We start from the raw sequence: 21,212 nt of genomic DNA on the forward strand, positions 1-21,212 counted from the left end.
CAGGTTAGTGGTGGTTAACCCTGGTCGGGCTGCTGTCCCGCCTGCTGTCCCCCGGAGTCCTGGGCAGCGATCTGGCGGCGGACGTCGTCCATGTCGAGCTCCTTGACCGCGCCGATCACCTGCTCGAGGGCGGGCGCCGGGAGCGCGCCGGGCTGGGCGAAGACGAGGATCCCGTCGCGGAAGGCCATCAGGGTCGGGATGGAGGTGATCTGCGCGGCGGCCGCCAACGACTGCTCGGCCTCGGTGTCGACCTTGCCGAAGGTGACGTCGGGATGGGCCTCCGACGCGGCCTCGAAGACCGGTGCGAACTGGCGGCACGGGCCGCACCAGGACGCCCAGAAGTCGACGAGCACGATCCCGTTGTCGACGACGGTCTGCTCGAAGGTGTCGGCGGTCAGCGTGGTGGTGGCCATGTCTTCTCCAACGACGGTGCCGGCACGGTCATTCCGAGGCGGCGGTCACGCCAGCGAGAGGAAGAGCTTCTCCATCTTCTTCACGTCCATCCCGTCGAGACCGTCGCCGGAGGACAGGCACTGCTGGAGGCCGGTGGCGACGATCGCGAAGCCCGCCCGGTCGAGGGCCTTGGACACCGCGGCGAGCTGGGTCACGACGTCCTCGCACTCGCGGCCCTCCTCGAGCATGCGGAGGACGCCGTCGAGCTGCCCACGGGCGCGCTTGATGCGGTTGATGACGGGCGTCATCTCGGTCGGGTCGAGCTCCATCAGTTCTCCTCGTCGAGCGCGGTCAGGACCGCGGTGAGCCGGGTGTGGGCCTCGGTGGCCACGGGGGCGATCTCCGCGCCCGCCATGGAGATCATCGCCAACGGGTCGAAGGCCTCCACGACGCAGGTGCCGTCGTCGATCGCGCGGACGACGACGTTGCAGGGCAGCATCGTCGCTACGGCCGGGTCGATCTGCAGGGCCGCGTGGGCGAGCGGGGGGCGGCATGCTCCCAGGATGACCTGGGGCGAGAGGTCGACGCCGAGCTTCTCCGCCAACGTCGCGCGCAGGTCGATCTCGGTGAGGACGCCGAAGCCCTGCTCGGCCAGGGCCGCGCGCACGGACCCGACGGCCTCGTCGTAGGGACGGCGCACGGTCGTCGAGAGCGTGTACGGCGTGGTGTACGGCGTGGTGTGGGACGTCGGCGTCATCGGGCCGCACCGTCCTGCTCGGCCAGGCGCGCCCGGACGTCGTCCATGTCGAGCTCCCGGACGGCGGCGATCAGCTGCTCGAGCGCCGGCGCGGGCAGGGCGCCCGGCTGGGAGAAGACGAGGACGCCGTCGCGGAAGGCCATCAGCGTGGGGATCGAGGTGATCCGGGCGGCGGCCGCGAGGCTCTGCTCGGCCTCGGTGTCGACCTTGCCGAAGACGATGTCGGGGTGGGCCTCGGAGGCCGCCTCGAAGACGGGCGCGAACTGGCGGCACGGGCCGCACCAGGACGCCCAGAAGTCGACGAGCACGATCCCGTTGTCGGTGACGGTGCTCTCGAAGTCGGTCGCGGTCAGGGTGGTGGTGCTCATCGGTTCCTCCTGGAACGTGCTGGGTTTGACGATACCCCGGGGGGTGTTACGGTAGGGAACCGAAGATACCCCCAGGGGTATTCCCGACCGAAGGATCCTCATGGTGCACGAGATCGACGTCGTCCAGCTGGACGCCCTGCTCGCCGATGGCGCCACCGTCATCGACGTCCGTGAGCCCGACGAGTACGCCGCCGCCCACGTCGCCGGCACCCGACTCGTCCCGATGGGCGAGCTCGGCCGGCACATCGGTGAGCTGCTGACCGCGCGACCGGTCTACCTGATCTGCCGGAGCGGCAACCGCAGCGGGCTGATGTGCCAGGCCCTCGGCGAGCTCGGGCTGGAGGCGGTCAACGTCCGGGGGGGCCTCGACGCGTGGGTCGCCTCGGGTCGGCCGGTCGCGGGAGGCGCGGCATGAGCGGGCTGACCGTCCTCGCCATCGACACACCCTCCCTCGGCGATCGCAGCTACCTCGTGCACGACGGCGAGGTCGCGTTCGTGATCGACCCCCAGCGGGACGTCGACCGGGTGCTCGACCTCCTGGCCGCGCACGACGTCCGGCTGACCGACGTCTTCGAGACCCACCTCCACAACGACTACGTCACCGGCGGCCTCGCGCTCGCGGAGCTCACCGACGCGACCTACCACGTCAACGCGGCCGACGACGTCGCCTACCGCCGGCAGCCGATCTCCGACGGCGAGGTCGTCGAGGTCGGCCAGCGGATGCGGGTGACGGCGCTGGCCACGCCGGGCCACACCTTCACCCACCTCAGCTACGCCCTGGCCGACACCGTGACCGGAGAGGACGTCGGCGTGTTCACCGGCGGCTCGCTCCTCTACGGCGCCACCGGGCGGCCCGACCTCCTGGGCCCCGACCACACGGACGCGCTCGTGCGTCACCAGCACGCGTCGGCGCACCGGCTCGCGGAGCTGCTGCCCGATGACGCCGCCGTCTTCCCGACGCACGGGTTCGGATCGTTCTGCTCGGCCACCCAGGCCGAGGGGGAGTCATCCACGATCGGCCACGAGCGCCGGACCAACCCGGTGCTGACCCTCGACGAGGAGGCGTACGTCGAGGACCTGCTGGCCGGCCTCGACGCCTGGCCCGCCTACTACGCCCACATGGGTCCGGCCAACGCAGCCGGACCGCAGGCCCCCGACCTGACCCCGCCCGCGACGGCCGACGCCGATGAGCTGCGCCGCCGTATCCAGGCGGGCGAGTGGGTCGTCGACCTCCGCAACCGCACCGCCTTCGCCGCCGGTCACGTCCCGGGGACCTTCAACATCGGCCGCGAGGACCAGTTCGCGACGTACCTCGGCTGGCTGATCCCCTGGGGCACGCCGCTGACGATCCTCGGTGAGACCCGGGAGGACGTCGCCTGGGCGCAGCGCGAGCTGGTCCGGATCGGCATCGACCGGCTCGCCGCGCAGGCAACCGGCGACCCGGAGCGGTGGGCGCCGGGGCGCCTCGAGGACTTCCCGACCGCGACCTTCGCCGACCTCGCCCACGTCCGTCACCACCGCGAGGTGGTGGTGCTCGACGTCCGGCGTGACCAGGAGCGCGCCGAGAGCGCCATCGCGGGCTCGGTCGGGATCCCGATCCACGAGGTCCTGGTGCGGCTCGACGAGGTGCCGCGCGCCGAGGTCTGGGTGCACTGCGCCGCGGGCTACCGCGCGTCGATCGTCGCCTCGATCCTGGCCGCCGCCGGCCACCGGGTCGTGGCGGTCGACGACGAGTTCGGCAACGCCGCGCCCGCGGGTCTCCCGATGGTCGCGGCCTGAGGGGACTGCCGTGCACCTGGTCATCGCGCTGCTGGCCGGCGCCCTCATCGGCATCAGCCTGGGCGCCCTCGGCGGGGGCGGCTCGATCCTGGCCGTGCCCGTGCTGGTCTTCGGCCTCGGTCAGACCGCCCAGCAGGCGACGACCGGCTCGCTGGTCGTGGTCGGGACCGGGGCCCTCATCGGCCTGGTCGCCGCCCACCGCCAGGGGACCGTCCTGCTCGCCCGCGGGCTGGGCTTCGCCGGCGTCGCCGTCCTCGGCGCCGCGGTCGGTGCGAAGGCGTCGGTGCACGTGCCCGATCAGGTGCTGCTCGGGGCCTTCAGCGTGCTGATGATCGTGGTCGCCACCCTGATGGCGGTGCGGCAGGTGCGCGGAGGTGCGTCGTACGACGGCCGCCCGGACGCGCTCGAGCCGGTGATCCACCTGCACCCCTTCGCCTGCCAGTGCCCCCGGGCCCTCAAGCTCGTCGTGACCGCGACCGCCGTGGGGCTGCTGACCGGCTTCCTCGGCGTCGGCGGCGGCTTCCTCGTCGTACCCGCGCTGGCGCTCGTCCTCGGCCTGCCGCTGCGGCAGGCCGCGGGCACGTCGCTGGCCGTGATCGCCGTGACCAGCGCGGTCGCCCTCGGCGTCCGAGCGGGCGTCGGCGCCCACCCCGACTGGGGGCTGGTGCTCCCCCTCGCCGCCGCGGCGGCCGCCGGCTCCGTGCTCGGCAGCCGGATCGCCGCCCGCACCGACACCCGTCGTCTCGGCCAGGCGTTCACCGCCCTGGTCGCCGTCATCGCCGTCGGCACCGCCGCGACCGTCCTGTCCTGAACCTCACTACCTGCCACCACGAGAAGGAACTCTCATGACCACCACCCACGAGCGGGTCCCCGCCTCTGCGACGGTCCGCCCCGGGCCGCTGGGCCGGCTGGGCGTCGCCGTCACCAACCATGCGCGCCTGACCACCGTCGTCTGGCTGCTGGTCGTCGTCGGCCTCGGCATCTTCGCCCCGCGCGTCGAGGCCGAGCTCTCCGGCGCCGGCTGGCAGGCCAACGGCTCCGACTCGGTCGCCGCCCGCGAGCTCGCCCAGGAGCACTTCGGCGGCAACGCCAGCTCCGCGCTCCAGGTCGTCGTGCACGACCCGGACGGCAACGTGACCGAGGGCGACGGCGCTCAGGTGCTCGCCGCGGCCACGGCGCTGCTCGAGGCCGACTCGCGCATCGGTGACGTCATCCAGCCGCAGGCCGGTGCCACGCTGAGCCAGGACGGGCACACCGCCGTCCTGCTGGCCGGCGCGAACGCCTCGACCGACGAGATGGTCAAGGCCGCCACGGACCTGACCGAGCCGCTGCAGGAGCTCTCCACCGGCAGCGTCGAGGTGCACCCGACCGGTGCCTCGCAGCTGTGGGCGGACTTCAACGAGGCCAACCTCACCGCGATGATGAAGTCGGAGATGCTCTCCTGGCCGGTGACCCTGGCGATCCTGGTCGTCGCCTTCGGTGCGCTCGTCGCCGCCGGCCTGCCGCTGCTGCTCACCCTCGCCGGCCTGGTCGCGTCGGCGGGCTCGCTGGTGCTGCTCAACCACCTGTTCCCGGTCTCCATCTGGGCGATGAACTTCGCGATGATGTTCGCCCTCGCGCTGGGCATCGACTACGCGCTCTTCCTCGTCGTCCGCTACCGCGCCGCCCGCATGGGTCACGACCGGCCGATCGCCGACGCGATCGCGGAGACCATGGACACCGCCGGCAAGGCCGTGCTGCTGTCCGGCATCACGGTGCTGGTCTCGCTGTCGGCCGTGATGCTGGTGCCGTCGCCGGCGTTCCGCTCGATGGCCGGCGGCATCATGCTCGCCGTCGTGTTCGTGCTCGCCGCGACGCTCACGCTGCTGCCGCTGGTGCTCGCGAAGCTCGACCTGCGGATCAACAAGTTCGCCCTCACGTGGGTCCACACCGGTGAGCACCGCTCAGCGCGCTTCGCGGCCTGGGGCGAGCGGCTGTGGCGCAACCCGTGGCTGTACGGCGCGGGCGCGCTCGTCGTGCTGCTGGCGCTGGCCGCCCCGATCCTGGGCCTGAAGACCGCGATGCCCTCGATCAAGGTGCTGCCCGAGGACGCCAGCGCGCGTGTCGGCTACGACATCGTCAAGGACGCCTTCGGCTCCGGTGCGCCCGGCACCCTGCAGATCATCGTGCCGCAGGCGCAGGCCGACGAGGCTGCCGCCGTACTCGCCGACGACCCCGGCATCGCCGGAGCCATGCCGGCCCAGCCGTCCACCGACGGCAGCGACCTGGTGCTGATCGCGGCCGTGCCGACCGTGGACCCGTCCGACCCGGCCCTGTCCGACACCGTCGACCGGCTGCGGGACGACCTGCCGCCGCGCGCCCTCGTGGGTGGCGCCGCCGTCGAGAACCTCGACCTCAAGGCCCAGCTCGACGCGTCGACGCCGCTGGTGCTGGCCGTGGTGCTCGGACTCGGCTTCCTGCTGCTGCTCGTCGCGCTGCAGGCGCCGCTGATCGCGCTCCTCGGCACGCTCGCGAGCCTGCTCTCCACGGCCGCAGCGTTCGGCGTCTCGCGCCTGGTCTTCCAGGAGGGCTGGGGCAGCGGTCTCCTCGGCTTCGAGCACCAGGGCTTCCTGGACGCGTGGGCGCCGGTCTTCTTCTTCGCCATGATCTTCGCGATCGCGATGGACTACACCGTCTTCCTGCTCGCCTCGGCCAAGGAGCACTTCGAGGCCTCGGGCGACCCGCGGGAGGCGATGGTCGGCGCGCTCGCCCACTCCGGGCGGGTCATCTTCGCCGCCGCCGCGGTGATGGTCGCGGTGTTCTTCACCTTCTCCCTCTCCGGCCCGCTGCCGCCGAAGGAGATGGGCATCGTGCTCGGCGTCGCCGTCCTGCTGGACGCCTTCCTCGTCCGGCTGGTGCTGCTGCCCGTGCTGCTGCGCCTGACCGGCCGCGCCGCCTGGTGGTCGCCGGCCTGGCTGCGCCGCGTCCTGCCCGACATCCACTTCAGCCACGGCTGAGCCTCCCCCTCCCGAAAGGATCTCCACCCATGTGTCGACCCGTCAGCTGCCGCCGATGCGGCAAGACCACCTGGTCCGGTTGCGGCCTGCACGTCGACCAGGTCATGGCCGGCGTACCGAAGGCGGACCGCTGCCCGGGCCACGACGACGAGCCGCGGTCCGGCCTCCTCTCGCGGCTGCTGCGCCGCGGCTGAGGGTTGAGCCTCAGGTTAACGATCGCTAACCTGAGGCCGTGACCCAGATGAAGGAGCTCGTCGACGACCTCCGCGGGCGGCTGGCGACCGCTCGGCAGGGCGGCAGCGAGGCGGCCCGGAAGAAGCACACCGACCGCGGGAAGCTGCTGGTCCGCGACCGGGTCGACCGCCTGCTCGACCCGGGCAGCCCGTTCCTCGAGCTGAGCCCGCTCGCCGCGCACGACATGTACGGCGAGCTCGGCACCAGTCCCGTGCCGTCGGCCGGTGTCGTCACCGGCATCGGCCGGGTGCAGGGCCGCGAGGTCGTCGTCGTCGCCAACGACGCGACCGTCAAGGGCGGCACCTACTACCCGATGACGGTCAAGAAGCACCTGCGTGCCCAGACGATCGCGAGCGACAACCACCTGCCGTGCGTCTACCTCGTCGACTCCGGCGGCGCGTTCCTGCCGATGCAGGACGAGGTCTTCCCCGACCGCGAGCACTTCGGCCGGATCTTCTTCAACCAGGCCAACCTCTCCGCGCGGGGCATCCCGCAGATCGCCAGCGTCATGGGCTCCTGCACGGCCGGCGGCGCCTACGTCCCGGCGATGTCGGACGAGACCGTGATCGTGCGCAACCAGGGCACGATCTTCCTCGGCGGCCCGCCGCTGGTGAAGGCCGCGACGGGCGAGGTCGTCACGGCCGAGGAGCTCGGCGGTGGCGACGTCCACGCCCGCACCTCCGGTGTGGTCGACCACCTCGCCGAGGACGACGCCCACGCGCTCGCGATCGTGCGCAGCATCGTCGGCACGCTGCCCCGGCCGGGCGCCGCGCCCTGGCCGGTCGAGCCGGTCGAGGAGCCGCACGAGGACCCGAGCACCCTCTACGACGTCGTGCCCGCCGACACGCGCACGCCGTACGACGTGCGCGAGGTGATCCGCCGCGTCGTGGACGGCAGCCGCTTCCACGAGTTCAAGAAGCTGTACGGCGACACCCTGGTCACGGGCTTCGCGCACATCTGGGGCCACCCGGTCGGCATCGTCGCCAACAACGGCATCTTGTTCAGCGAGTCCGCGCTCAAGGGCGCGCACTTCATCGAGCTCTGCAACCAGCGCGGCATCCCGCTGGTCTTCCTGCAGAACATCACCGGCTTCATGGTCGGCCGCGAGTACGAGAACGGCGGCATCGCCAAGGACGGCGCCAAGCTGGTCACCGCGGTCGCGTGCTCGGTCGTCCCGAAGTTCACCGTCGTCATCGGCGGCTCGTTCGGCGCCGGCAACTACGGCATGTGCGGCCGCGCCTACGACCCGCGCTTCCTCTGGATGTGGCCCAACGCCCGGATCTCCGTGATGGGCGGCGAGCAGGCCGCGTCGGTGCTCGCGACCGTCGCCGGCAAGCCCGACGACGAGGACTTCAAGGCCCCGATCCGCGAGCAGTACGAGACCCAGGGCTCGCCCTACTACGCCTCCGCCCGGCTCTGGGACGACGGCATCATCGACCCCGCCGACACCCGGCGCGTCCTGGGCATGGGCCTCGCGGCCGCCGCCAACGCACCCGTCCCCGCGCCGTCGTACGGCGTCTTCCGCATGTGATCGCCGGAGTGATGACCTGATGTTCGAGCACGTCTTCATCGCCAACCGCGGCGAGATCGCCGCCCGGGTCGCCCGCACCTGCCACCGCCTCGGCATCGAGGCGACGGTCAGCAGCGGCGACTACCTCGACGTCGAGGCCCAGGTCGCCCAGGCGCTCGCCGCCGGAGCCCAGGCCGTGCACCCGGGCTACGGCTTCCTGTCCGAGAACCCCACCTTCGCCCGCGCCGTCGCCGATGCCGGGCTCACCTGGATCGGCCCGCCGCCCGAGGCGATGGAGGCGATGGCGCGCAAGGACCACGCCCGCGAGATCGCCGTGGCGGCCGGGGTTCCGGTCGTGCCCCGTGGTGAGGACGCCGCCAAGAACTGGAATGGCCCCGTGCTGGTGAAGGCGGCTGCCGGCGGTGGCGGCAAGGGCATGCGCGTCGTCCGCGAGGAGGGCGAGCTCGAGGAGGCCAAGGCCGCCGCGGCCCGCGAGGCGCGCAGCGCCTTCGGCGACGACACCCTGCTGATCGAGAAGTACGTCGAGCGCGGTCGGCACATCGAGGTCCAGGTGATGGCCGACGCCCACGGTGACGCGATCCACCTCTGGGAGCGCGACTGCTCCACCCAGCGCCGGCACCAGAAGGTGCTCGAGGAGGCCCCCGCGCCGACCATCTCGGCCGAGGTGCGCGCGGTCGTGACCAGCAGCGCCGTCGCCCTGACCAAGCAGGTCGGCTACCGCAATGCGGGCACCGTCGAGTTCCTGCTCGACGTCGACACCGACGAGGTCTACTTCCTGGAGATGAACACCCGCCTCCAGGTCGAGCACCCCGTCACCGAGATGATCACCGGCCTCGACCTGGTCGAGATCCAGCTCCGCGTCGCGGCCGGTGAGCCGCTGCCGGTCGCCCAGGAGGACGTCACCGTCACCGGGCACGCCATCGAGGCGCGGGTCTACGCCGAGGACTCGTTCGGGGGCTTCCTACCCCAGGCGGGCACGGCGACGTACGTCGCGTGGCCGACCGAGGTCCGGGTCGACGAGGACCTGGAGAGCGGCCAGGTCGTGTCCACGGCGTACGACCCGATGCTCGGCAAGGTGATCGCCCACGGCGCGAGCCGCGAGGAGGCGCGCCTGGCGCTGGTCGACGCGCTCGACGCGACCGCGATCCTCGGGCTGATCACCAACACCGGCTTCCTGCGGGCGCTGGTGGCCAGCGAGGAGTTCCGCGACGCCACCATCGACACCGCGTGGCTCGACCGCAACGAGGTCCCGGCGCCCGACCCCGGCCCCGCCCGCGAGGCCGCCGCGTGGGAGGTCTTCCGCGCACGTCGCGAGGAGCACGGCCCGTTCGCGAGCGACGGCTTCCGCCTGGGCGCCGACCCGGCGCCGGTCGTCATCGACCTCGACGAGCCGGTGCGGCTCGACGGCCCGGAGCCGCGCGACCGACCGGCCGCCGACGTGCGCAGCGACCGCGTCGAGGTGGTCCACCAGGGGCAGCGGTTCGTCTTCCAGCGTCCCGACGTCTTCGGCGACCACGCCGTGGACCTCGGCGACGGCGCGATCACGAGCCCGATGCCGGGCACCGTGCTCGACGTCCGGGTCGCCGACGGCGACCGGGTCGAGGCCGGTCAGGTCCTCGTCGTCCTGGAGGCGATGAAGATGGAGCTCTCGCTCAAGGCGCCCTTCGACGGCACCGTGTCCGGGCTGGCCGCGTCCACCGGCGCCCAGGTCGCCCTGGGCGCGACCCTCCTCCAGGTGGAGGGGGACGACGATGAGTGAGCTCCCCATGACCGTCCGCGTCGACGGCCTGCCGGACCGGGTGACGATCTACGAGGTCGGTCCCCGTGACGGCCTGCAGAACGAGAAGGCCCTGGTCGACACCGGCGTGAAGGCCGAGTTCGTACGCCGCCTCCTCGCCGCCGGGCTGCCGATCGTCGAGGCCACCAGCTTCGTCCACCCGCGGTGGGTGCCCCAGCTCGCCGACGCCGCCGACCTCATGGAGCTGCTCGGCCCCGCCGGGCAGGACTGCCCGGTGCTGGTGCCCAACGAGCGCGGCCTGGACCGCGCGCTCGAGCTCGGCGCCCGGCACATCGCGATCTTCGGCTCGGCCACCGAGACCTTCGCGCAGAAGAACCTCAACCGGAGCCTCGACGAGCAGTTCGCCATGTTCGAGCCGACGGTGCGCCGCGCCCGCGACGCCGGCCTCGACGTCCGCGCCTACGTCTCGATGTGCTTCGGCGACCCGTGGGCGGGTGCGGTCCCGGTCGACCAGGTGGTCGGCGTCGGCAAGCGGCTCTTCGACCTCGGCGCCAGCCAGCTCAGCCTCGGCGACACGATCGGCGTCGGTACGGCGGGCCACGTCACCGCGCTCGTCGGCGGCTTCACCGAGGCCGGCATGAGCATCGACCAGCTCGCCATGCACTTCCACGACACCTACGGCCAGGCCCTCGCCAACACGCTCTCCGCGCTGCGGGCCGGGATCACGACGTACGACGCCAGCGCCGGCGGCCTCGGCGGCTGCCCCTACGCCAAGAGCGCGACCGGCAACCTCGCCACCGAGGACCTGGTCTGGATGCTCACCGGCCTCGGCATCGAGCACGGCGTCGACCTCCAGCAGGTCGTCGACACCAGCGTGTGGATGGCCGGCCAGCTCGGCCGGCCGAGCCCATCCGCGGTGGTGCGGGCGCTCGCCGGCTCGGACTAGTGCCGCGGGAGAAAGGTCGTTGGACGGTTCGAGCCGCCATGGCACGCACCTGGCTGCGTTGGCATCGCTGGAGCTACGCCCGGTAGCCCGGCGCGACGCCGCCTTGCCAGGCACGCACCCTGACGACACCAAGCATCCAGATACTTTCCACCCGCGACACTAGGCGTCGCCGGCGCTGTCGGAGTCGTCGCTCTCGCGCAGCTCGAGGATCTCGCGGCGCAGCTGGATCGAGGTGCGCGCCAGCCGCGAGAGGTCACGGATCGCGCCGTCCAGGTCGACCGCACTGCCGCCCCGCTCCAGCCAGCCGGGCTCGCGGGGTGCGAGCGCCTCGGGCCGGTTGGCGCCCATGATCCGAGCGACCCGGCGGCGGCGCCGCTCGACGAGGTCGACGAGGCCGTGCCACGCGGTCGCGCCGGCGTCGAGGACCTCGCGCGGGGTCGGCTCCGCGGACGCGGCCGCCGAGGCGGATGACGTCACGGGCAGGTCGTCGAGGTCGCCGACCAGGTGGGCGCCCGAGCCCTGGATCACGTCGCGGGTGCGCCGGTTCCACTCGCGGGCGACGGTGGCGGTCGCCTCGTCGAGACCGGGACGGCGCTCCTCGCGCCGCCGCGCGGCGAGGATCGAGGAGGCCAGCGGCGTCTTGATCGTGCGGTTGTAGTCCCACGGCTTCACGTCCGCGAGCACCAGGTTGAGCCGCCGGACGAGCTCCGAGGACGGGTGCCCCAGCGACGGGTTGGAGTCCGTCGGCGCCTCCGTCGCGGCGCCCGGGTCCACGCCGATCACCTCGGAGAAGCGGCGCCACAGCAGCTCGGGGTCGCGCCGGTCGAGCGGCACCGTGATCACGTGCAGGTGGTCGGCGGGCACCGCGCGACGCCACACGTCGAGGACCCGGCCGACGTCCTGGGTGCGCCGGAACTCCCGCACCGCCGAGTCACCGCGCACGGCGTACGCCGGCCACCACGGGCGCACGGCGTTCTGCACGCCCGCCTGGAAGTCCGCCCAGCTGTGGGTCGAGCCGGACGTGATGCTGGTCTGCCACTGCGCCGGGATCGTCGCGGCGGCGTCGCGGACGGTGAGGACGACGTGGGTGTCGATGCCGGCGAGGTCGCGGGCCAGCCGGGCGGACGAGCGGCGGCGCGCGAAGGAGAGGAACTCCATCGAGACCACGTTCGTCGCGTCGGGCCGGCTGCGCACGTCGTCGAGCAGGGCGTCCCAGGCGCCCGCGCTCAGCGAGGCGATCTGCGGGTCGTGCTGGTCGAGGTGGAGCAGGTCCTGCGCGGCGCGCACCTGGCGCGACCAGGTCTCGCCGACGAAGTTGATCCCGGCCGCGGTCAGCGTCTCGCGGTTGCCGTCCATCACGCCCTGGAGATAGGTCGTCCCGGTCTTCATCAGGCCGACGTGCAGGTAGAGGACGGGGCGGCTCACCGGCACATCCTTGCACCGCTCAGTCGTGCGACGATGACCGCCATGCACGCAGCCGGAGCCACCGGGACCGCCGCCGACGTGGCCGGATCCTGGGTCGAGCACCTGCGTGCCGGCGGTACGACGCCGTGGCGGTCCTGGCGCGAGAGTCACCCCGCCGGACCGGCCCCCGTCCCGCCCGTCGTCCCGGGCGCCCAGCAGCTCGAGCTGCTCCGCCGCTGCAACCTCGCCGGACCGGTCCCGGCGCCGCTCGCGACCCGGGTGCTGGAGGCCAGCGCCCCCGGCCGCGGGCGGCCGGACCTCCAGCTCGAGGGAGCCGCGGAGCGCCTCGCCTTCGGCCCGCCCCCGGTCGACCCCGCCGACCTGCCCGACGACGAGCTGATCCGGGTCGCCGCCGGGCTGCTGGCCGAGGACGTCGTCGCCGACGGTCTGCCCGACCCGCACCACGTCCCGGGGGCACGCTGGTTCCGCACCCGCTACCGGGTCACCGGCGACCCGCTGCTCGCCGCCGCGGCCCGGCGCGACCTCACCCGCCGCGGCCGGCCGCCGGGGGGCCGCGGCGCCGTCGTCCTCGTGCTCGGCGCCGACCTCGGGCAGCTCCTCGCCGACGTGTGGACCGACCGCTGCCTCGCCGACGGCGCGCCGGCCTGGTCGGACTGGGTCGACCGACTGGCCCGCCGCGGGCCGCTGCCGCCGCGGGCCGACCTGGCGCACACCGCGGCGTCCTGGGCCGCCCGGGTCGGGCGCGACCGGGTGCACGTCGTCCTCGACCCCGCGGCCGCGCCGCGCCTGGTCGGCGTCCGCCGTGCGCTCGCCACCCCGACGCCCCTCTCCGCCGACGCGACCGAGCTGTCCCGCCGGGTCGGGCAGGTCCTCGGCCTGCTCGCCGTGCCGCCGGCCCGCGCGGACCTCCTCGAGCACACGCTCCGGCCCCGGCTGGCCGCCGTGGGCGGCGCCCCGCTGACCCTGCCCGCGCGGCACCAGCGGTGGGCACGGCTGCGGGCGGTGCGGGTGCAGAAGGCCCTGCTCCGGGCTGGATACCCTGTCCATGGCGACCCGGACCGCCTGCTGCCCGTCCTCCGCGACGGCGTCGAGCAGCCCGACGACGCCGGGGTACTGCAGCTGGCGATGCGCCTGCTGCTGGAGAAGAGGAGCGAGTGAGCAAGCGGGTCCTCCTGCACGTCGGGACGCCGAAGACCGGCACGTCCTACCTCCAGGACGTGCTCTTCCGGAACAAGCGGGTCCTCACGTCCGCCGGGATCCTCTACCCCGCCGACCGCTTCGACGCCCACTTCCTCGCCGCGCTCGACCTGATGCGGCTGCCGTGGGGCGGCCTCGAGGCCGAGGCCGTCGGCGCCTGGGACCGGCTCGCGGAGCAGGTACGCCGCCACGACGGCACCGCGATCATCAGCCACGAGATCCTCGCGACCGCGTCGCGGGCGCAGGCCGGCCGTGCGCTCGCCTCGCTGGGGCACGGCGACGGCACCGAGGTCCACCTCGTCGTCTCCGCGCGCGACCTGGTCCGGCAGATCCCGGCCGAGTGGCAGGAGAACGTCAAGCACCGGGCCGGGCTCTCCTTCCGCGCCTTCCTCGACCAGATCCGCGACCCCGAGCGGTCGACCCGGATCGCCACCTGGTTCTGGGGCGTCCAGGAGCTCCCGGACATCCTCAACCGCTGGGGTCACGAGCTGCCGCCCGAGCAGATCCACGTCGTCACCGTGCCGCCCGCCGGCGGTCCGCAGCAGCTGCTGTGGAAGCGGTTCAGCATCGCCTTCGGCCTCGACGGGCTCGACCTGGACCTGCAGGCCGAGCGCGCCAACCCGTCCCTGGGCGTCCCGGAGACCGCGCTGGTCCGCCGGATCAACCGCGCCGCCAACCACGACCTCGGGCCGTCCGACTACCGCCCGCTGGTCCGCGAGCTGCTCGCCCACCAGACCCTCTCGCGGCGCACCCGCTCGCCCCGGCTGGCGCTGCCGCCGGACCTGCACCCGTGGGTCGCGGAGGTCACCGGATCCTGGACGGCCGAGATCGAGCAGCGGGGCTACGACGTGGTCGGCGACCTCGCCGACCTGGCCGGGGCGCCGCCGGTGGCGGCCAGCATGGCCGACTACGCCGACCCGGACGCCCCCGACGAGACCGAGGTCGCGGCGGCCGGGGTCGACGCGATCAAGGCGCTGCTGCTCGAGGGCGCGCGGCTCCGGCACAGCGAGGAGCGGCTCCGGCAGGAGCTGCACGACGCCCAGATGGCGCTGGAGCGCGCCTACCTGCGCCCGACGTACCGGTGGCGCGAGAAGACCTACCGTCGGCTCACCTCGAGCCGCGCCGGACGGGGCCTGCTCAAGGTCTACCGGCGGGTCCGCGGCCGCAGCTCGCGCACGGCGTAGCGCGCCACCTGCCAGGTCGCCACGCTGTCGGCGCCGAGCCCGACGACGCCGCCGACGACCGGGATCTTGCGGCCGAAGGCCAGCACGGCGTGCTTGCCGCCGAGCCGCGCCACCAGATGGCCGGTGACCTCGCCGGCGAGGACCTGCTCCAGCTCCTGGTCGTGGACCGGCGCGGTCGCGATCGCCATCGGCGGCGCGGGGAGGCGCTGCTCGCGGACGAGCGCGTCGACGCGCCGCTCGCCGAGCAGGCAGGTCAGCACGGCGTTGTGCGTGCGGGGGTCGGCCAGGTCGTAGCCGCGCAGGTGTGCGATCCCGGCGACCATCCGCGCCTGGATGAGCGCGAGGCCGGTGATGTTGGCGGGCACCGTGACCGGCGCGGCGATCACCCCGCCGAGGCTGGTGAGCAGGCCCTGTGCGCCGGCGTACCTGACGTGGTCGTCGATGAGCGCGTCGATGGCCTTGTCGACCTGGCCGTCGTGGTCGCGGAGGTGCTTCTCGGCGGCGCGGGCGGCGGGGGAGAGCGGGCCGAGCCCGTCGAGCGCGCGACGCAGCGCAACGCTGGCGGTCCCGGCGTCGGTGGTCTCCTCGCTCACGTGGTCGATGGTACGGACCGCTACCGTCGGCCCATGCCCGCCGAGCCACCGCCGACCCGCTGGTCGTTCGGTGACCCGGCCCGCTACGACCCGGACGACGACCTCGTCGCGGCCGGCGCCGACCTGGAGCCGGGCACCCTGCTCGCGGCCTACCGGCACGGGCTCTTCCCGATGCCGTCGGGCGCGCGGGGGGAGCCGATGTTCTGGTTCTGCCCCGTGCTGCGCGGGGTGCTGCCGCTCGACGGCCTGGCGGTCAGCCGCTCGCTGCGCCGCTCGGCCCGGGACTTCGAGGTGCGCGTCGACACCGCCTTCGCGGACGTGGTCGACGCGTGCGCCGACCCGCGCCGCCCGCAGGGCTGGATCGACGGCGACATCCGCGCGGCGTACCTCCGGCTGCACGAGCTGGGCTGGGCGCACTCGGTCGAGGCGTGGCGCGACGGGCGGCTCGCCGGCGGGCTCTACGGCGTCGCGATCGGCGGGCTCTTCGCGGGGGAGTCGATGTTCCACCGGGAGCGGGACGCCTCGAAGGTCGCGCTGCTCGGCCTGGTCGAGGGGCTGCGCGACGAGCACGCGGCCCGGCGGCTGCTCGACGTGCAGTGGGCGACGCCGCACCTGGCCTCGCTGGGCGTGGTCGAGATCGAGCGGTCGGCGTATCTGGCCCGGCTGCAGCGCGCTCTTGAGGTTCCGGAGGCTGGGATCTTCTCGGGCCGGTGAATGGATCGTCAGCGCCGGGGAAGGGTGCAGCCCGACGGACCGACCTGGATCGACACACGGGAGACGAAGAACATGCGAGCTTGGGCACGACGTACCGGACTGGTCGCGGCGGGCGCGGTGCTCGCCCTGGGCGGCCTGACCGCCTGCGGCGGGAGCGACGGTGGCGACGGCGGGGGCGGCAGCGGCTCGGATGCGCCGGCCGACGCGTCGAAGGACGACTTCTGCGAGGCCTTCAGCGGGCTCTACGACGCGGTCCTGTCGCAGTCGACGTCGGGGGAGACCTCCAACGCGATCAAGGCCTTCAAGGACTGGGCCAACGACATGAAGGACGTCGGCACCCCCTCGGACATGCCCGACGACGCCCGTCAGGGCTTCGAGGTCTTCATCGACGCCGCGCTGAAGATCGACGACGACGCCTCGGTCGACGACCTGCAGAACTTCGGCGACGACCTGCCCCAGTCCGACCAGGACGCCGGGGAGGCCTTCGGCGACTGGGCGACGCAGAACTGCCCGTCGGCGATCCCGACCGACCTGCCGAGCGTCGACCCCTCGGCGAGCTGACCAGGGTCAGCTGACCAGGGTCAGATGACGACGGGAGGCTGCCCGGTGTCGCTCACCATCGGGCGCCCGGCGGCCTCCCAGTCGAGCATCCCGCCGGCCAGGTTGACCACGTCGTACCCCTGCTGCTGGAGCCACATCACGGCCTGGCCGGAGCGGCCGCCGACCTTGCAGACCACGAGCGTCTGCTCGGTTGGGAGCTCGGCGAGGCGCACGGGCAGCAGCGAGAGCGGCACGTGCAGCGCCCCCTCGATGTGGCCGTGGGCCCACTCGTCGGGCTCGCGGACGTCGAGCACGACCAGCCCCTCGGGGAGCGGGTCGGGCACCTGGGCGATGGACACGGTGGGAATCATTTGAGGAGCTTGCTCATCCGTCGGTCGGCCAGCGGCTTGCCGCCGGTCTGGCAGGTCGGGCAGTACTGCAGGGAGGAGTCGGCGAACGACACCTCCCGCACCGTGTCACCGCAGACCGGGCAGGGCTGCCCGGTGCGGCCGTGCACGGCGAGGTTGGACTTCTTCTCGCCCTTGAGCTCGCTGGCGGCGAGCCCGCGGCTGCGCTCGACGGCGTCGCCGAGAGTGGTGCGCAGGGCGTCGTACAGGGTCTGGAGCTCGTCGTCGGTGAGGTGACCGGCGGGCTTGAACGGCGACATCTTCGCGGCGTGCAGGATCTCGTCGGAGTAGGCGTTGCCGATGCCGGCGATGGTGCCCTGGTGGCGGAGCACGCCCTTGAGCTGCTTGCCGCCCTCCTTCTCGAGGATCGCCCGGAGCCGGTCGATGGTGAAGTCGTCGCTGAGCGGGTCCGGACCGAGGCTCGCGACGCCCGGCACGTCCTGGGCGTCGCGGACGACGTACGCCGCCAGGCTCTTGCGGGTGCCCGCCTCGGTGACGTCGAGGCCGGACTGGTCGTCCAGCACGATCCGCAGCGCGAGCGTGGACTTGGTGCTCGGCTTGGGCGGGATCGTCGGCACCTCGTCGCGCCAGCGCACCCAGCCCGCGCGGGCGAGGTGCATGACGAGGTGGACGCCCGACGCCTCGATGTCGAGGAACTTGCCGTGCCGGGTGACCCCGTCGACCAGGGTGCCCTCGAGGGCCGACAGCGGCGGGTCGAAGGTCTTCAGCGCGCTGAACTGCGCCACGTGGATCTTCGCGATCGCGTGCCCGTCCAGCCGGCCCGCGAGGTCGAGGGCCAGCGCTTCCACCTCCGGCAGCTCGGGCACGGGGCGAGTCTAGGCGGGGCCGCCCACGGCTCGGGTGGGCGCGGACGGCTGTAACGCCCGGTTACCTGCTCTTCCCAGGGTGCTGCGGCACGGTGGGAACAGCAGGCAACCGGGCGTTACAGCCCTCGCCCTCGCCATCCCGGGTCACACGTTTCGGTGACAGCCGCGCTGGGCGGGCGCATGATGGAGGGGTGACCGTCGTCCGCCCGCTGCCGGAGACGGGGTCGATCTACCTCGACGCCCGTGGCGGCGACCGCGCGCTCCGGGTCACCTGGCACCAGGAGTCGAGCATCGTGGTGCTGTCGCTGTGGCGCGACACCGTGTGCGCCGGGTCGTTCCGGCTGAGCATCGACGAGGTGCCCGACCTGATCGACGTGCTCCGCCAGACGCTGACCGACGCCTACGACCGCGCGGCCGACCGGCTGCACGCCGTCGACTCGGCCTGAGGCCGCCGGCGTCGTCGTACGGCCGATTGCCGTACGCCGGGTCGGTGACGCCGTACGCCCGACCTCGGGGGCACTCCTGTCACCCCGGGGGTGTTGCCACGGCCCCGAGGTGCGCGAATCCCCGGTGAGCCGGGTGTTCATGCAGCCCGGCGCCGCACACCCCTCGATCGGTCACGAAACCCCACCGATCCGGGCCTCCAGCCGGTCGTTTGGTCACCAACCCCCGCGATGAGGCGAGTTGTCTACGGTTTCCCCTAGAAACGCCGATACCGTCCGAGCATGGACCCGATCAGGAACCCGTACGCGCCGGGAGCGGGGCAGCGGCCGCCGGAGCTGGCCGGTCGGGACCGCGAGCTGGCGCAGTTCGACATCACCCTGGAGCGGGTCGCGGCGGCCCGCCCCGAGCGGAGCATGGTCCTGAGCGGGCTCCGGGGCGTCGGCAAGACGGTGCTCCTCAACGCCCTCCGCGGTCAGGCCGTACGACGGGCCTGGGGGACCGGCAAGATCGAGGCGCGACCCGACCAGAGCATCCGGATCCCGGTCGCGCAGGCGGTGCACGCCGCGGTCCGCGAGGTCGCCCACCGGCACCGCGACCCCGACCGGGTCGACGAGGTCGCGGGCGTCCTCAAGAGCTTCGCGCTCAAGACCGGCGTCGAGGACCGCAAGGGCATGAGGTGGACGCCGCCGATCGATGTCGTCGCCACCCGCGGACGAGCCGACTCCGGCGACCTCGAGCTCGACCTCATCGAGCTCTTCGGCGACGTCGCGTCGCTGGCCGGTGACCTCGGCGTCGGCATCGGCCTCTTCGTCGACGAGATGCAGGACCTCGCGCCCGCCGAGCTCGCCGCCGTCTGCGGCGCCTGCCACGAGCTCAGCCAGCAGCGCGCGCCGCTCCTCGTCGTCGGCGCCGGCCTGCCGCACCTCCCGGTCGCGCTCGCCGCCGCCAAGTCGTACGCCGAGCGCCTCTTCCGCTACGTCTCCGTCGACCGGCTCCCGCGCGACATGGCCGACCGCGCCTGGATGGTCCCGGCCGCCGAGGAGGAGGTCGACTTCGAGCCCGAGGCCCTCGACGAGCTCTACCGCCTCACCGACGGCTACCCCTACTTCGTCCAGGCCTACGGCAAGGTCACGTGGGACGCCGCCCTCGGCTCGCCGATCCGGGTCGCCGACGTCCGGGCGGCCGCGCCCGACGCCGAGGCCGAGCTCGCGGTCGGCTTCTTCGGCGCCCGCTACGAGCGCGCCACCCCCGCCGAGCGCGACTACATGGTCGCGATGGCCGACCTCGGGGCCGACCGCGGCGACGGCGCGGTCGACGGCGCCATCCCCACCTCCGACGTCGCCGCCCACCTCGGCCGCAAGCCGCAGTCGCTCTCCCCGGCCCGCGACGGTCTCATCAAGAAGGGTCTCGTGTACGCCGCCGAGCGCGGCACCGTCGCCTTCACGGTCCCGCACTTCGGCCGGTTCCTCCGGAGTCGATGACACCCCCGACAATGGACCCGTGAGCGCCACCCTCGTCGCCAAGGACCTCGCGGGCGGACACGGCCACCGCACGCTGTTCGAGGGTCTCGGCCTCACCGTCGCGCCGGGCGACGTGGTCGGTGTGGTCGGCGCCAACGGGGCCGGGAAGTCCACCCTCCTGCGGATCCTGGCCGGCGACCTCGAGCCGCACGCCGGCACCGTCAGCACGGCCCCGGCCGACGCCTTCGTCGGCTGGCTCCCGCAGGAGCACGAGCGGGTCCCGGGCGAGACCGTGGCGGCGTACGTTGGCCGCCGCACCGGCTGCACCGCCGCGACCGCGGCGATGGAGGCCGCGGCCGAGGCGCTCGGCTCCGACGACAAGGGCGCGGACGACGCCTACGCCGTCGCGTTCGACCGGTGGATGGCCAGCGGTGCCGCCGATCTCGACGAGCGCCTCCCACCGGTGCTGGCCGATCTCGGTCTCGACGTCGGCCCCGACGCGCTGATGACCGGCCTGTCCGGCGGGCAGGCCGCCCGCGCCGCACTGGCCGCGCTGCTGCTGAGCCGCTTCGACGTCGTCCTCCTCGACGAGCCCACCAACGACCTGGACCTCGCCGGGCTCGACCGCCTCGAGACCTTCGTCCGCGGCCTGCGCAGCGGCGTCGTGCTGGTCTCCCACGACCGCGAGTTCCTCGCCCGCTGCGTCACCCGGATCGTCGAGCTCGACATCGCGCAGCACCAGGTCACGGTCTACGACGGCGGCTACGACGCGTTCCTCGAGGAGCGCGCGATCGCGCGACGGCACGCCCGCGAGGCCTCCGAGGAGTACGCCGACCGGAAGGCCGACCTGGTCGCCCGGGCCCGCACCCAGCGCGAGTGGAGCTCCCAGGGCGTGCGGAACGCGATGCGCAAGAGCCCCGACAACGACAAGATCCGGCGCCGCGCGCAGAGCGAGTCGTCGGAGAAGCAGGCCCAGAAGGTGCGCCAGATGGAGTCGCGGATCGCGCGCCTCGAGGAGGTGGAGGAGCCGCGCAAGGAGTGGGTCCTGCAGTTCAGCATCGGCGCCGCTCCCCGGTCGAGCGCCGTGGTGGCGACCCTCAACGAGGTGACGCTGAGCCGCGGCACCTTCACCTTCGGCCCGACGAGCCTCCAGGTCGACGCCCGCGACCGGATCGGGATCACCGGCCCCAACGGGGCCGGCAAGACCACCCTCGTCGACCTGCTCCTGGGCCGGGTCAGCCCGGACACCGGGACGAGCAGCCTCGGCGCCTCGGTGGCCATCGGCGAGATCGACCAGGGCCGCACCGGCCTCGCGGAGGACCTCCCGCTCGGTGCCGCGATGGAGTCCGCACTGCCGGAGACCTCGCCCGCCGACGTGCGCACCCTGCTGGCGAAGTTCGGCCTGAAGGCCGACCAGGTCGCCAGCCTGGTGAGCCGCCTCTCGCCGGGCGAGCGGACCCGGGCCGCGCTCGCGCTGCTCCAGGGCCGTGGGGTCAACCTGCTCGTCCTCGACGAGCCCACCAACCACCTCGACCTGCCCGCGATCGAGCAGCTCGAGCAGGCCCTGGCGTCCTACGACGGCGCGCTGCTGCTCATCTCCCACGACCGGCGGCTGCTCGACAACGTCAGTCTCGACCGTCGCTGGCGGGTCGAGGCCGGGACGGTCACCGAGGAGTAGG

The 21,212-nt window shown here is 73.4% G+C and carries 23 protein-coding genes; 15 read left to right on the plus strand and 8 right to left on the minus strand.

Annotated features, from left to right (window positions below; all coding sequences use genetic code 11):
* Positions 1-14: 14 nt before the first annotated feature.
* From trxA (K8U61_RS14150) to trxA (K8U61_RS14165), 4 genes are read right to left on the minus strand one after another with little or no spacing between them, the layout of a single operon-like run.
* Entirely contained in the window at positions 15-413 is a 399-nt protein-coding gene (gene trxA / locus K8U61_RS14150; RefSeq protein ID WP_224123684.1) for a thioredoxin, read from the minus strand.
* A gap of 45 nt (positions 414-458) precedes the next feature.
* Positions 459-722, minus strand: a complete 264-nt coding sequence (locus K8U61_RS14155; RefSeq protein WP_224123685.1) for a metal-sensitive transcriptional regulator — start codon at positions 720-722, stop codon at positions 459-461.
* Positions 722-1,150 carry a DUF302 domain-containing protein gene (locus K8U61_RS14160; RefSeq protein WP_224123686.1) on the minus strand — a complete coding sequence of 143 codons (429 nt, stop codon included), beginning with the start codon at positions 1,148-1,150 and terminating at the stop codon, positions 722-724. Before K8U61_RS14160 ends, K8U61_RS14155 begins: the two co-directional genes overlap by 1 nt.
* The gene (gene trxA, locus K8U61_RS14165) at positions 1,147-1,518 is read right to left on the minus strand and encodes a thioredoxin (RefSeq protein ID WP_224123687.1); all 372 of its coding nucleotides are present in this window, start codon (positions 1,516-1,518) and stop codon (positions 1,147-1,149) included. The genes K8U61_RS14160 and trxA (K8U61_RS14165) overlap by 4 nt, the downstream gene beginning before the upstream one ends.
* Positions 1,519-1,618: 100 nt before the next feature.
* Here trxA (K8U61_RS14165) and K8U61_RS14170 point away from each other — a divergent pair, with 100 nt between their 5' ends.
* From K8U61_RS14170 to K8U61_RS14205, 8 genes are read left to right on the plus strand one after another with little or no spacing between them, the layout of a single operon-like run.
* A complete protein-coding gene (locus K8U61_RS14170; RefSeq protein WP_224123688.1) occupies positions 1,619-1,933 on the plus strand; it encodes a rhodanese-like domain-containing protein in 315 nt (104 codons plus the stop codon).
* Complete coding sequence (locus tag K8U61_RS14175; protein WP_224123689.1) at positions 1,930-3,297, plus strand: MBL fold metallo-hydrolase; 1,368 nt, start codon at positions 1,930-1,932, stop codon at positions 3,295-3,297. Before K8U61_RS14170 ends, K8U61_RS14175 begins: the two co-directional genes overlap by 4 nt.
* Before the next feature lie 10 nt (positions 3,298-3,307).
* A complete protein-coding gene (locus K8U61_RS14180; RefSeq protein WP_308043175.1) occupies positions 3,308-4,108 on the plus strand; it encodes a sulfite exporter TauE/SafE family protein in 801 nt (266 codons plus the stop codon).
* A 34-nt stretch (positions 4,109-4,142) separates the two neighbouring features.
* Entirely contained in the window at positions 4,143-6,293 is a 2,151-nt protein-coding gene (locus K8U61_RS14185; protein ID WP_224123690.1) for an MMPL family transporter, read from the plus strand.
* A gap of 29 nt (positions 6,294-6,322) precedes the next feature.
* The gene (locus tag K8U61_RS14190) at positions 6,323-6,487 is read left to right on the plus strand and encodes a DUF8730 family Cys-rich protein (protein WP_224123691.1); all 165 of its coding nucleotides are present in this window, start codon (positions 6,323-6,325) and stop codon (positions 6,485-6,487) included.
* Positions 6,488-6,534: 47 nt separating this feature from the next.
* Complete coding sequence (locus K8U61_RS14195) at positions 6,535-8,058, plus strand: carboxyl transferase domain-containing protein (RefSeq protein WP_224123940.1); 1,524 nt, start codon at positions 6,535-6,537, stop codon at positions 8,056-8,058.
* A gap of 19 nt (positions 8,059-8,077) precedes the next feature.
* Positions 8,078-9,817: an acetyl/propionyl/methylcrotonyl-CoA carboxylase subunit alpha gene (locus K8U61_RS14200; protein WP_224123692.1), complete on the plus strand. Its 1,740-nt coding sequence runs from the start codon at positions 8,078-8,080 to the stop codon at positions 9,815-9,817.
* Complete coding sequence (locus K8U61_RS14205; RefSeq protein ID WP_224123693.1) at positions 9,810-10,742, plus strand: hydroxymethylglutaryl-CoA lyase; 933 nt, start codon at positions 9,810-9,812, stop codon at positions 10,740-10,742. Before K8U61_RS14200 ends, K8U61_RS14205 begins: the two co-directional genes overlap by 8 nt.
* Positions 10,743-10,901: 159 nt before the next feature.
* Here the strand turns inward: K8U61_RS14205 and K8U61_RS14210 are convergent, their stop codons facing one another.
* Positions 10,902-12,167 carry a hypothetical protein gene (locus K8U61_RS14210; protein WP_224123694.1) on the minus strand — a complete coding sequence of 422 codons (1,266 nt, stop codon included), beginning with the start codon at positions 12,165-12,167 and terminating at the stop codon, positions 10,902-10,904.
* Between the two features lie 42 nt (positions 12,168-12,209).
* Here K8U61_RS14210 and K8U61_RS14215 point away from each other — a divergent pair, with 42 nt between their 5' ends.
* Positions 12,210-13,325 carry a hypothetical protein gene (locus K8U61_RS14215; RefSeq protein ID WP_224123695.1) on the plus strand — a complete coding sequence of 372 codons (1,116 nt, stop codon included), beginning with the start codon at positions 12,210-12,212 and terminating at the stop codon, positions 13,323-13,325.
* Positions 13,322-14,548 carry a hypothetical protein gene (locus K8U61_RS14220; protein ID WP_224123696.1) on the plus strand — a complete coding sequence of 409 codons (1,227 nt, stop codon included), beginning with the start codon at positions 13,322-13,324 and terminating at the stop codon, positions 14,546-14,548. Before K8U61_RS14215 ends, K8U61_RS14220 begins: the two co-directional genes overlap by 4 nt.
* Here K8U61_RS14220 and K8U61_RS14225 read toward each other — a convergent pair.
* Positions 14,509-15,141, minus strand: coding sequence for an EcsC family protein (locus tag K8U61_RS14225; protein WP_224123697.1), 633 nt, complete (start codon positions 15,139-15,141; stop codon positions 14,509-14,511). The genes K8U61_RS14220 and K8U61_RS14225 overlap by 40 nt on opposite strands.
* A 33-nt stretch (positions 15,142-15,174) precedes the next feature.
* Here K8U61_RS14225 and aat point away from each other — a divergent pair, with 33 nt between their 5' ends.
* Together aat and K8U61_RS14235 are read left to right on the plus strand one after the other, a co-directional pair.
* Positions 15,175-15,855, plus strand: a complete 681-nt coding sequence (gene aat, locus K8U61_RS14230; protein WP_224123698.1) for a leucyl/phenylalanyl-tRNA--protein transferase — start codon at positions 15,175-15,177, stop codon at positions 15,853-15,855.
* A 72-nt stretch (positions 15,856-15,927) separates the two neighbouring features.
* On the plus strand, positions 15,928-16,416 hold the full coding sequence (locus K8U61_RS14235) for a hypothetical protein (RefSeq protein ID WP_224123699.1): 489 nt from the start codon (positions 15,928-15,930) through the stop codon (positions 16,414-16,416).
* 20 nt (positions 16,417-16,436) lie between these two features.
* Here K8U61_RS14235 and K8U61_RS14240 read toward each other — a convergent pair whose 3' ends face one another.
* On the minus strand, positions 16,437-16,754 hold the full coding sequence (locus tag K8U61_RS14240) for a rhodanese-like domain-containing protein (RefSeq protein WP_308043176.1): 318 nt from the start codon (positions 16,752-16,754) through the stop codon (positions 16,437-16,439).
* 8 nt (positions 16,755-16,762) lie between these two features.
* The gene (locus K8U61_RS14245; protein WP_224123701.1) at positions 16,763-17,629 is read right to left on the minus strand and encodes an Fpg/Nei family DNA glycosylase; all 867 of its coding nucleotides are present in this window, start codon (positions 17,627-17,629) and stop codon (positions 16,763-16,765) included.
* A 191-nt stretch (positions 17,630-17,820) separates the two neighbouring features.
* Here K8U61_RS14245 and K8U61_RS14250 point away from each other — a divergent pair, with 191 nt between their 5' ends.
* The 3 genes from K8U61_RS14250 to K8U61_RS14260 all read left to right on the plus strand — a co-directional run bounded on the left by K8U61_RS14250 (position 17,821) and on the right by K8U61_RS14260 (position 21,211).
* Positions 17,821-18,075 (plus strand): hypothetical protein, encoded by a 255-nt coding sequence (locus K8U61_RS14250; protein WP_224123702.1) that lies wholly within the window; start codon positions 17,821-17,823, stop codon positions 18,073-18,075.
* A 279-nt stretch (positions 18,076-18,354) separates the two neighbouring features.
* Positions 18,355-19,554 carry an ATP-binding protein gene (locus K8U61_RS14255; protein WP_224123703.1) on the plus strand — a complete coding sequence of 400 codons (1,200 nt, stop codon included), beginning with the start codon at positions 18,355-18,357 and terminating at the stop codon, positions 19,552-19,554.
* Positions 19,555-19,573: 19 nt separating this feature from the next.
* The gene (locus K8U61_RS14260; RefSeq protein ID WP_224123704.1) at positions 19,574-21,211 is read left to right on the plus strand and encodes an ABC-F family ATP-binding cassette domain-containing protein; all 1,638 of its coding nucleotides are present in this window, start codon (positions 19,574-19,576) and stop codon (positions 21,209-21,211) included.
* Position 21,212: the final 1 nt, after the last annotated feature.

Source organism: Nocardioides mangrovi (genome assembly GCF_020073815.1).
GTDB classification, from domain to species: domain Bacteria; phylum Actinomycetota; class Actinomycetes; order Propionibacteriales; family Nocardioidaceae; genus Nocardioides; species Nocardioides mangrovi.

Coding starts and splice junctions, on each gene's coding strand:
- trxA (WP_224123687.1), bottom strand. CDS start 1,518: ATGAGCACCACCACCCTGACCGCGACCGACTTCGAGAGCACCGTCACC.
- K8U61_RS14175 (WP_224123689.1), top strand. CDS start 1,930: ATGAGCGGGCTGACCGTCCTCGCCATCGACACACCCTCCCTCGGCGAT.
- K8U61_RS14155 (WP_224123685.1), bottom strand. CDS start 722: ATGGAGCTCGACCCGACCGAGATGACGCCCGTCATCAACCGCATCAAG.
- trxA (WP_224123684.1), bottom strand. CDS start 413: ATGGCCACCACCACGCTGACCGCCGACACCTTCGAGCAGACCGTCGTC.
- K8U61_RS14170 (WP_224123688.1), top strand. CDS start 1,619: ATGGTGCACGAGATCGACGTCGTCCAGCTGGACGCCCTGCTCGCCGAT.
- K8U61_RS14195 (WP_224123940.1), top strand. CDS start 6,535: ATGAAGGAGCTCGTCGACGACCTCCGCGGGCGGCTGGCGACCGCTCGG.
- K8U61_RS14190 (WP_224123691.1), top strand. CDS start 6,323: ATGTGTCGACCCGTCAGCTGCCGCCGATGCGGCAAGACCACCTGGTCC.
- K8U61_RS14200 (WP_224123692.1), top strand. CDS start 8,078: ATGTTCGAGCACGTCTTCATCGCCAACCGCGGCGAGATCGCCGCCCGG.
- K8U61_RS14235 (WP_224123699.1), top strand. CDS start 15,928: ATGCGAGCTTGGGCACGACGTACCGGACTGGTCGCGGCGGGCGCGGTG.
- K8U61_RS14215 (WP_224123695.1), top strand. CDS start 12,210: ATGCACGCAGCCGGAGCCACCGGGACCGCCGCCGACGTGGCCGGATCC.
- K8U61_RS14160 (WP_224123686.1), bottom strand. CDS start 1,150: ATGACGCCGACGTCCCACACCACGCCGTACACCACGCCGTACACGCTC.
- K8U61_RS14205 (WP_224123693.1), top strand. CDS start 9,810: ATGAGTGAGCTCCCCATGACCGTCCGCGTCGACGGCCTGCCGGACCGG.
- K8U61_RS14255 (WP_224123703.1), top strand. CDS start 18,355: ATGGACCCGATCAGGAACCCGTACGCGCCGGGAGCGGGGCAGCGGCCG.
- aat (WP_224123698.1), top strand. CDS start 15,175: ATGCCCGCCGAGCCACCGCCGACCCGCTGGTCGTTCGGTGACCCGGCC.
- K8U61_RS14185 (WP_224123690.1), top strand. CDS start 4,143: ATGACCACCACCCACGAGCGGGTCCCCGCCTCTGCGACGGTCCGCCCC.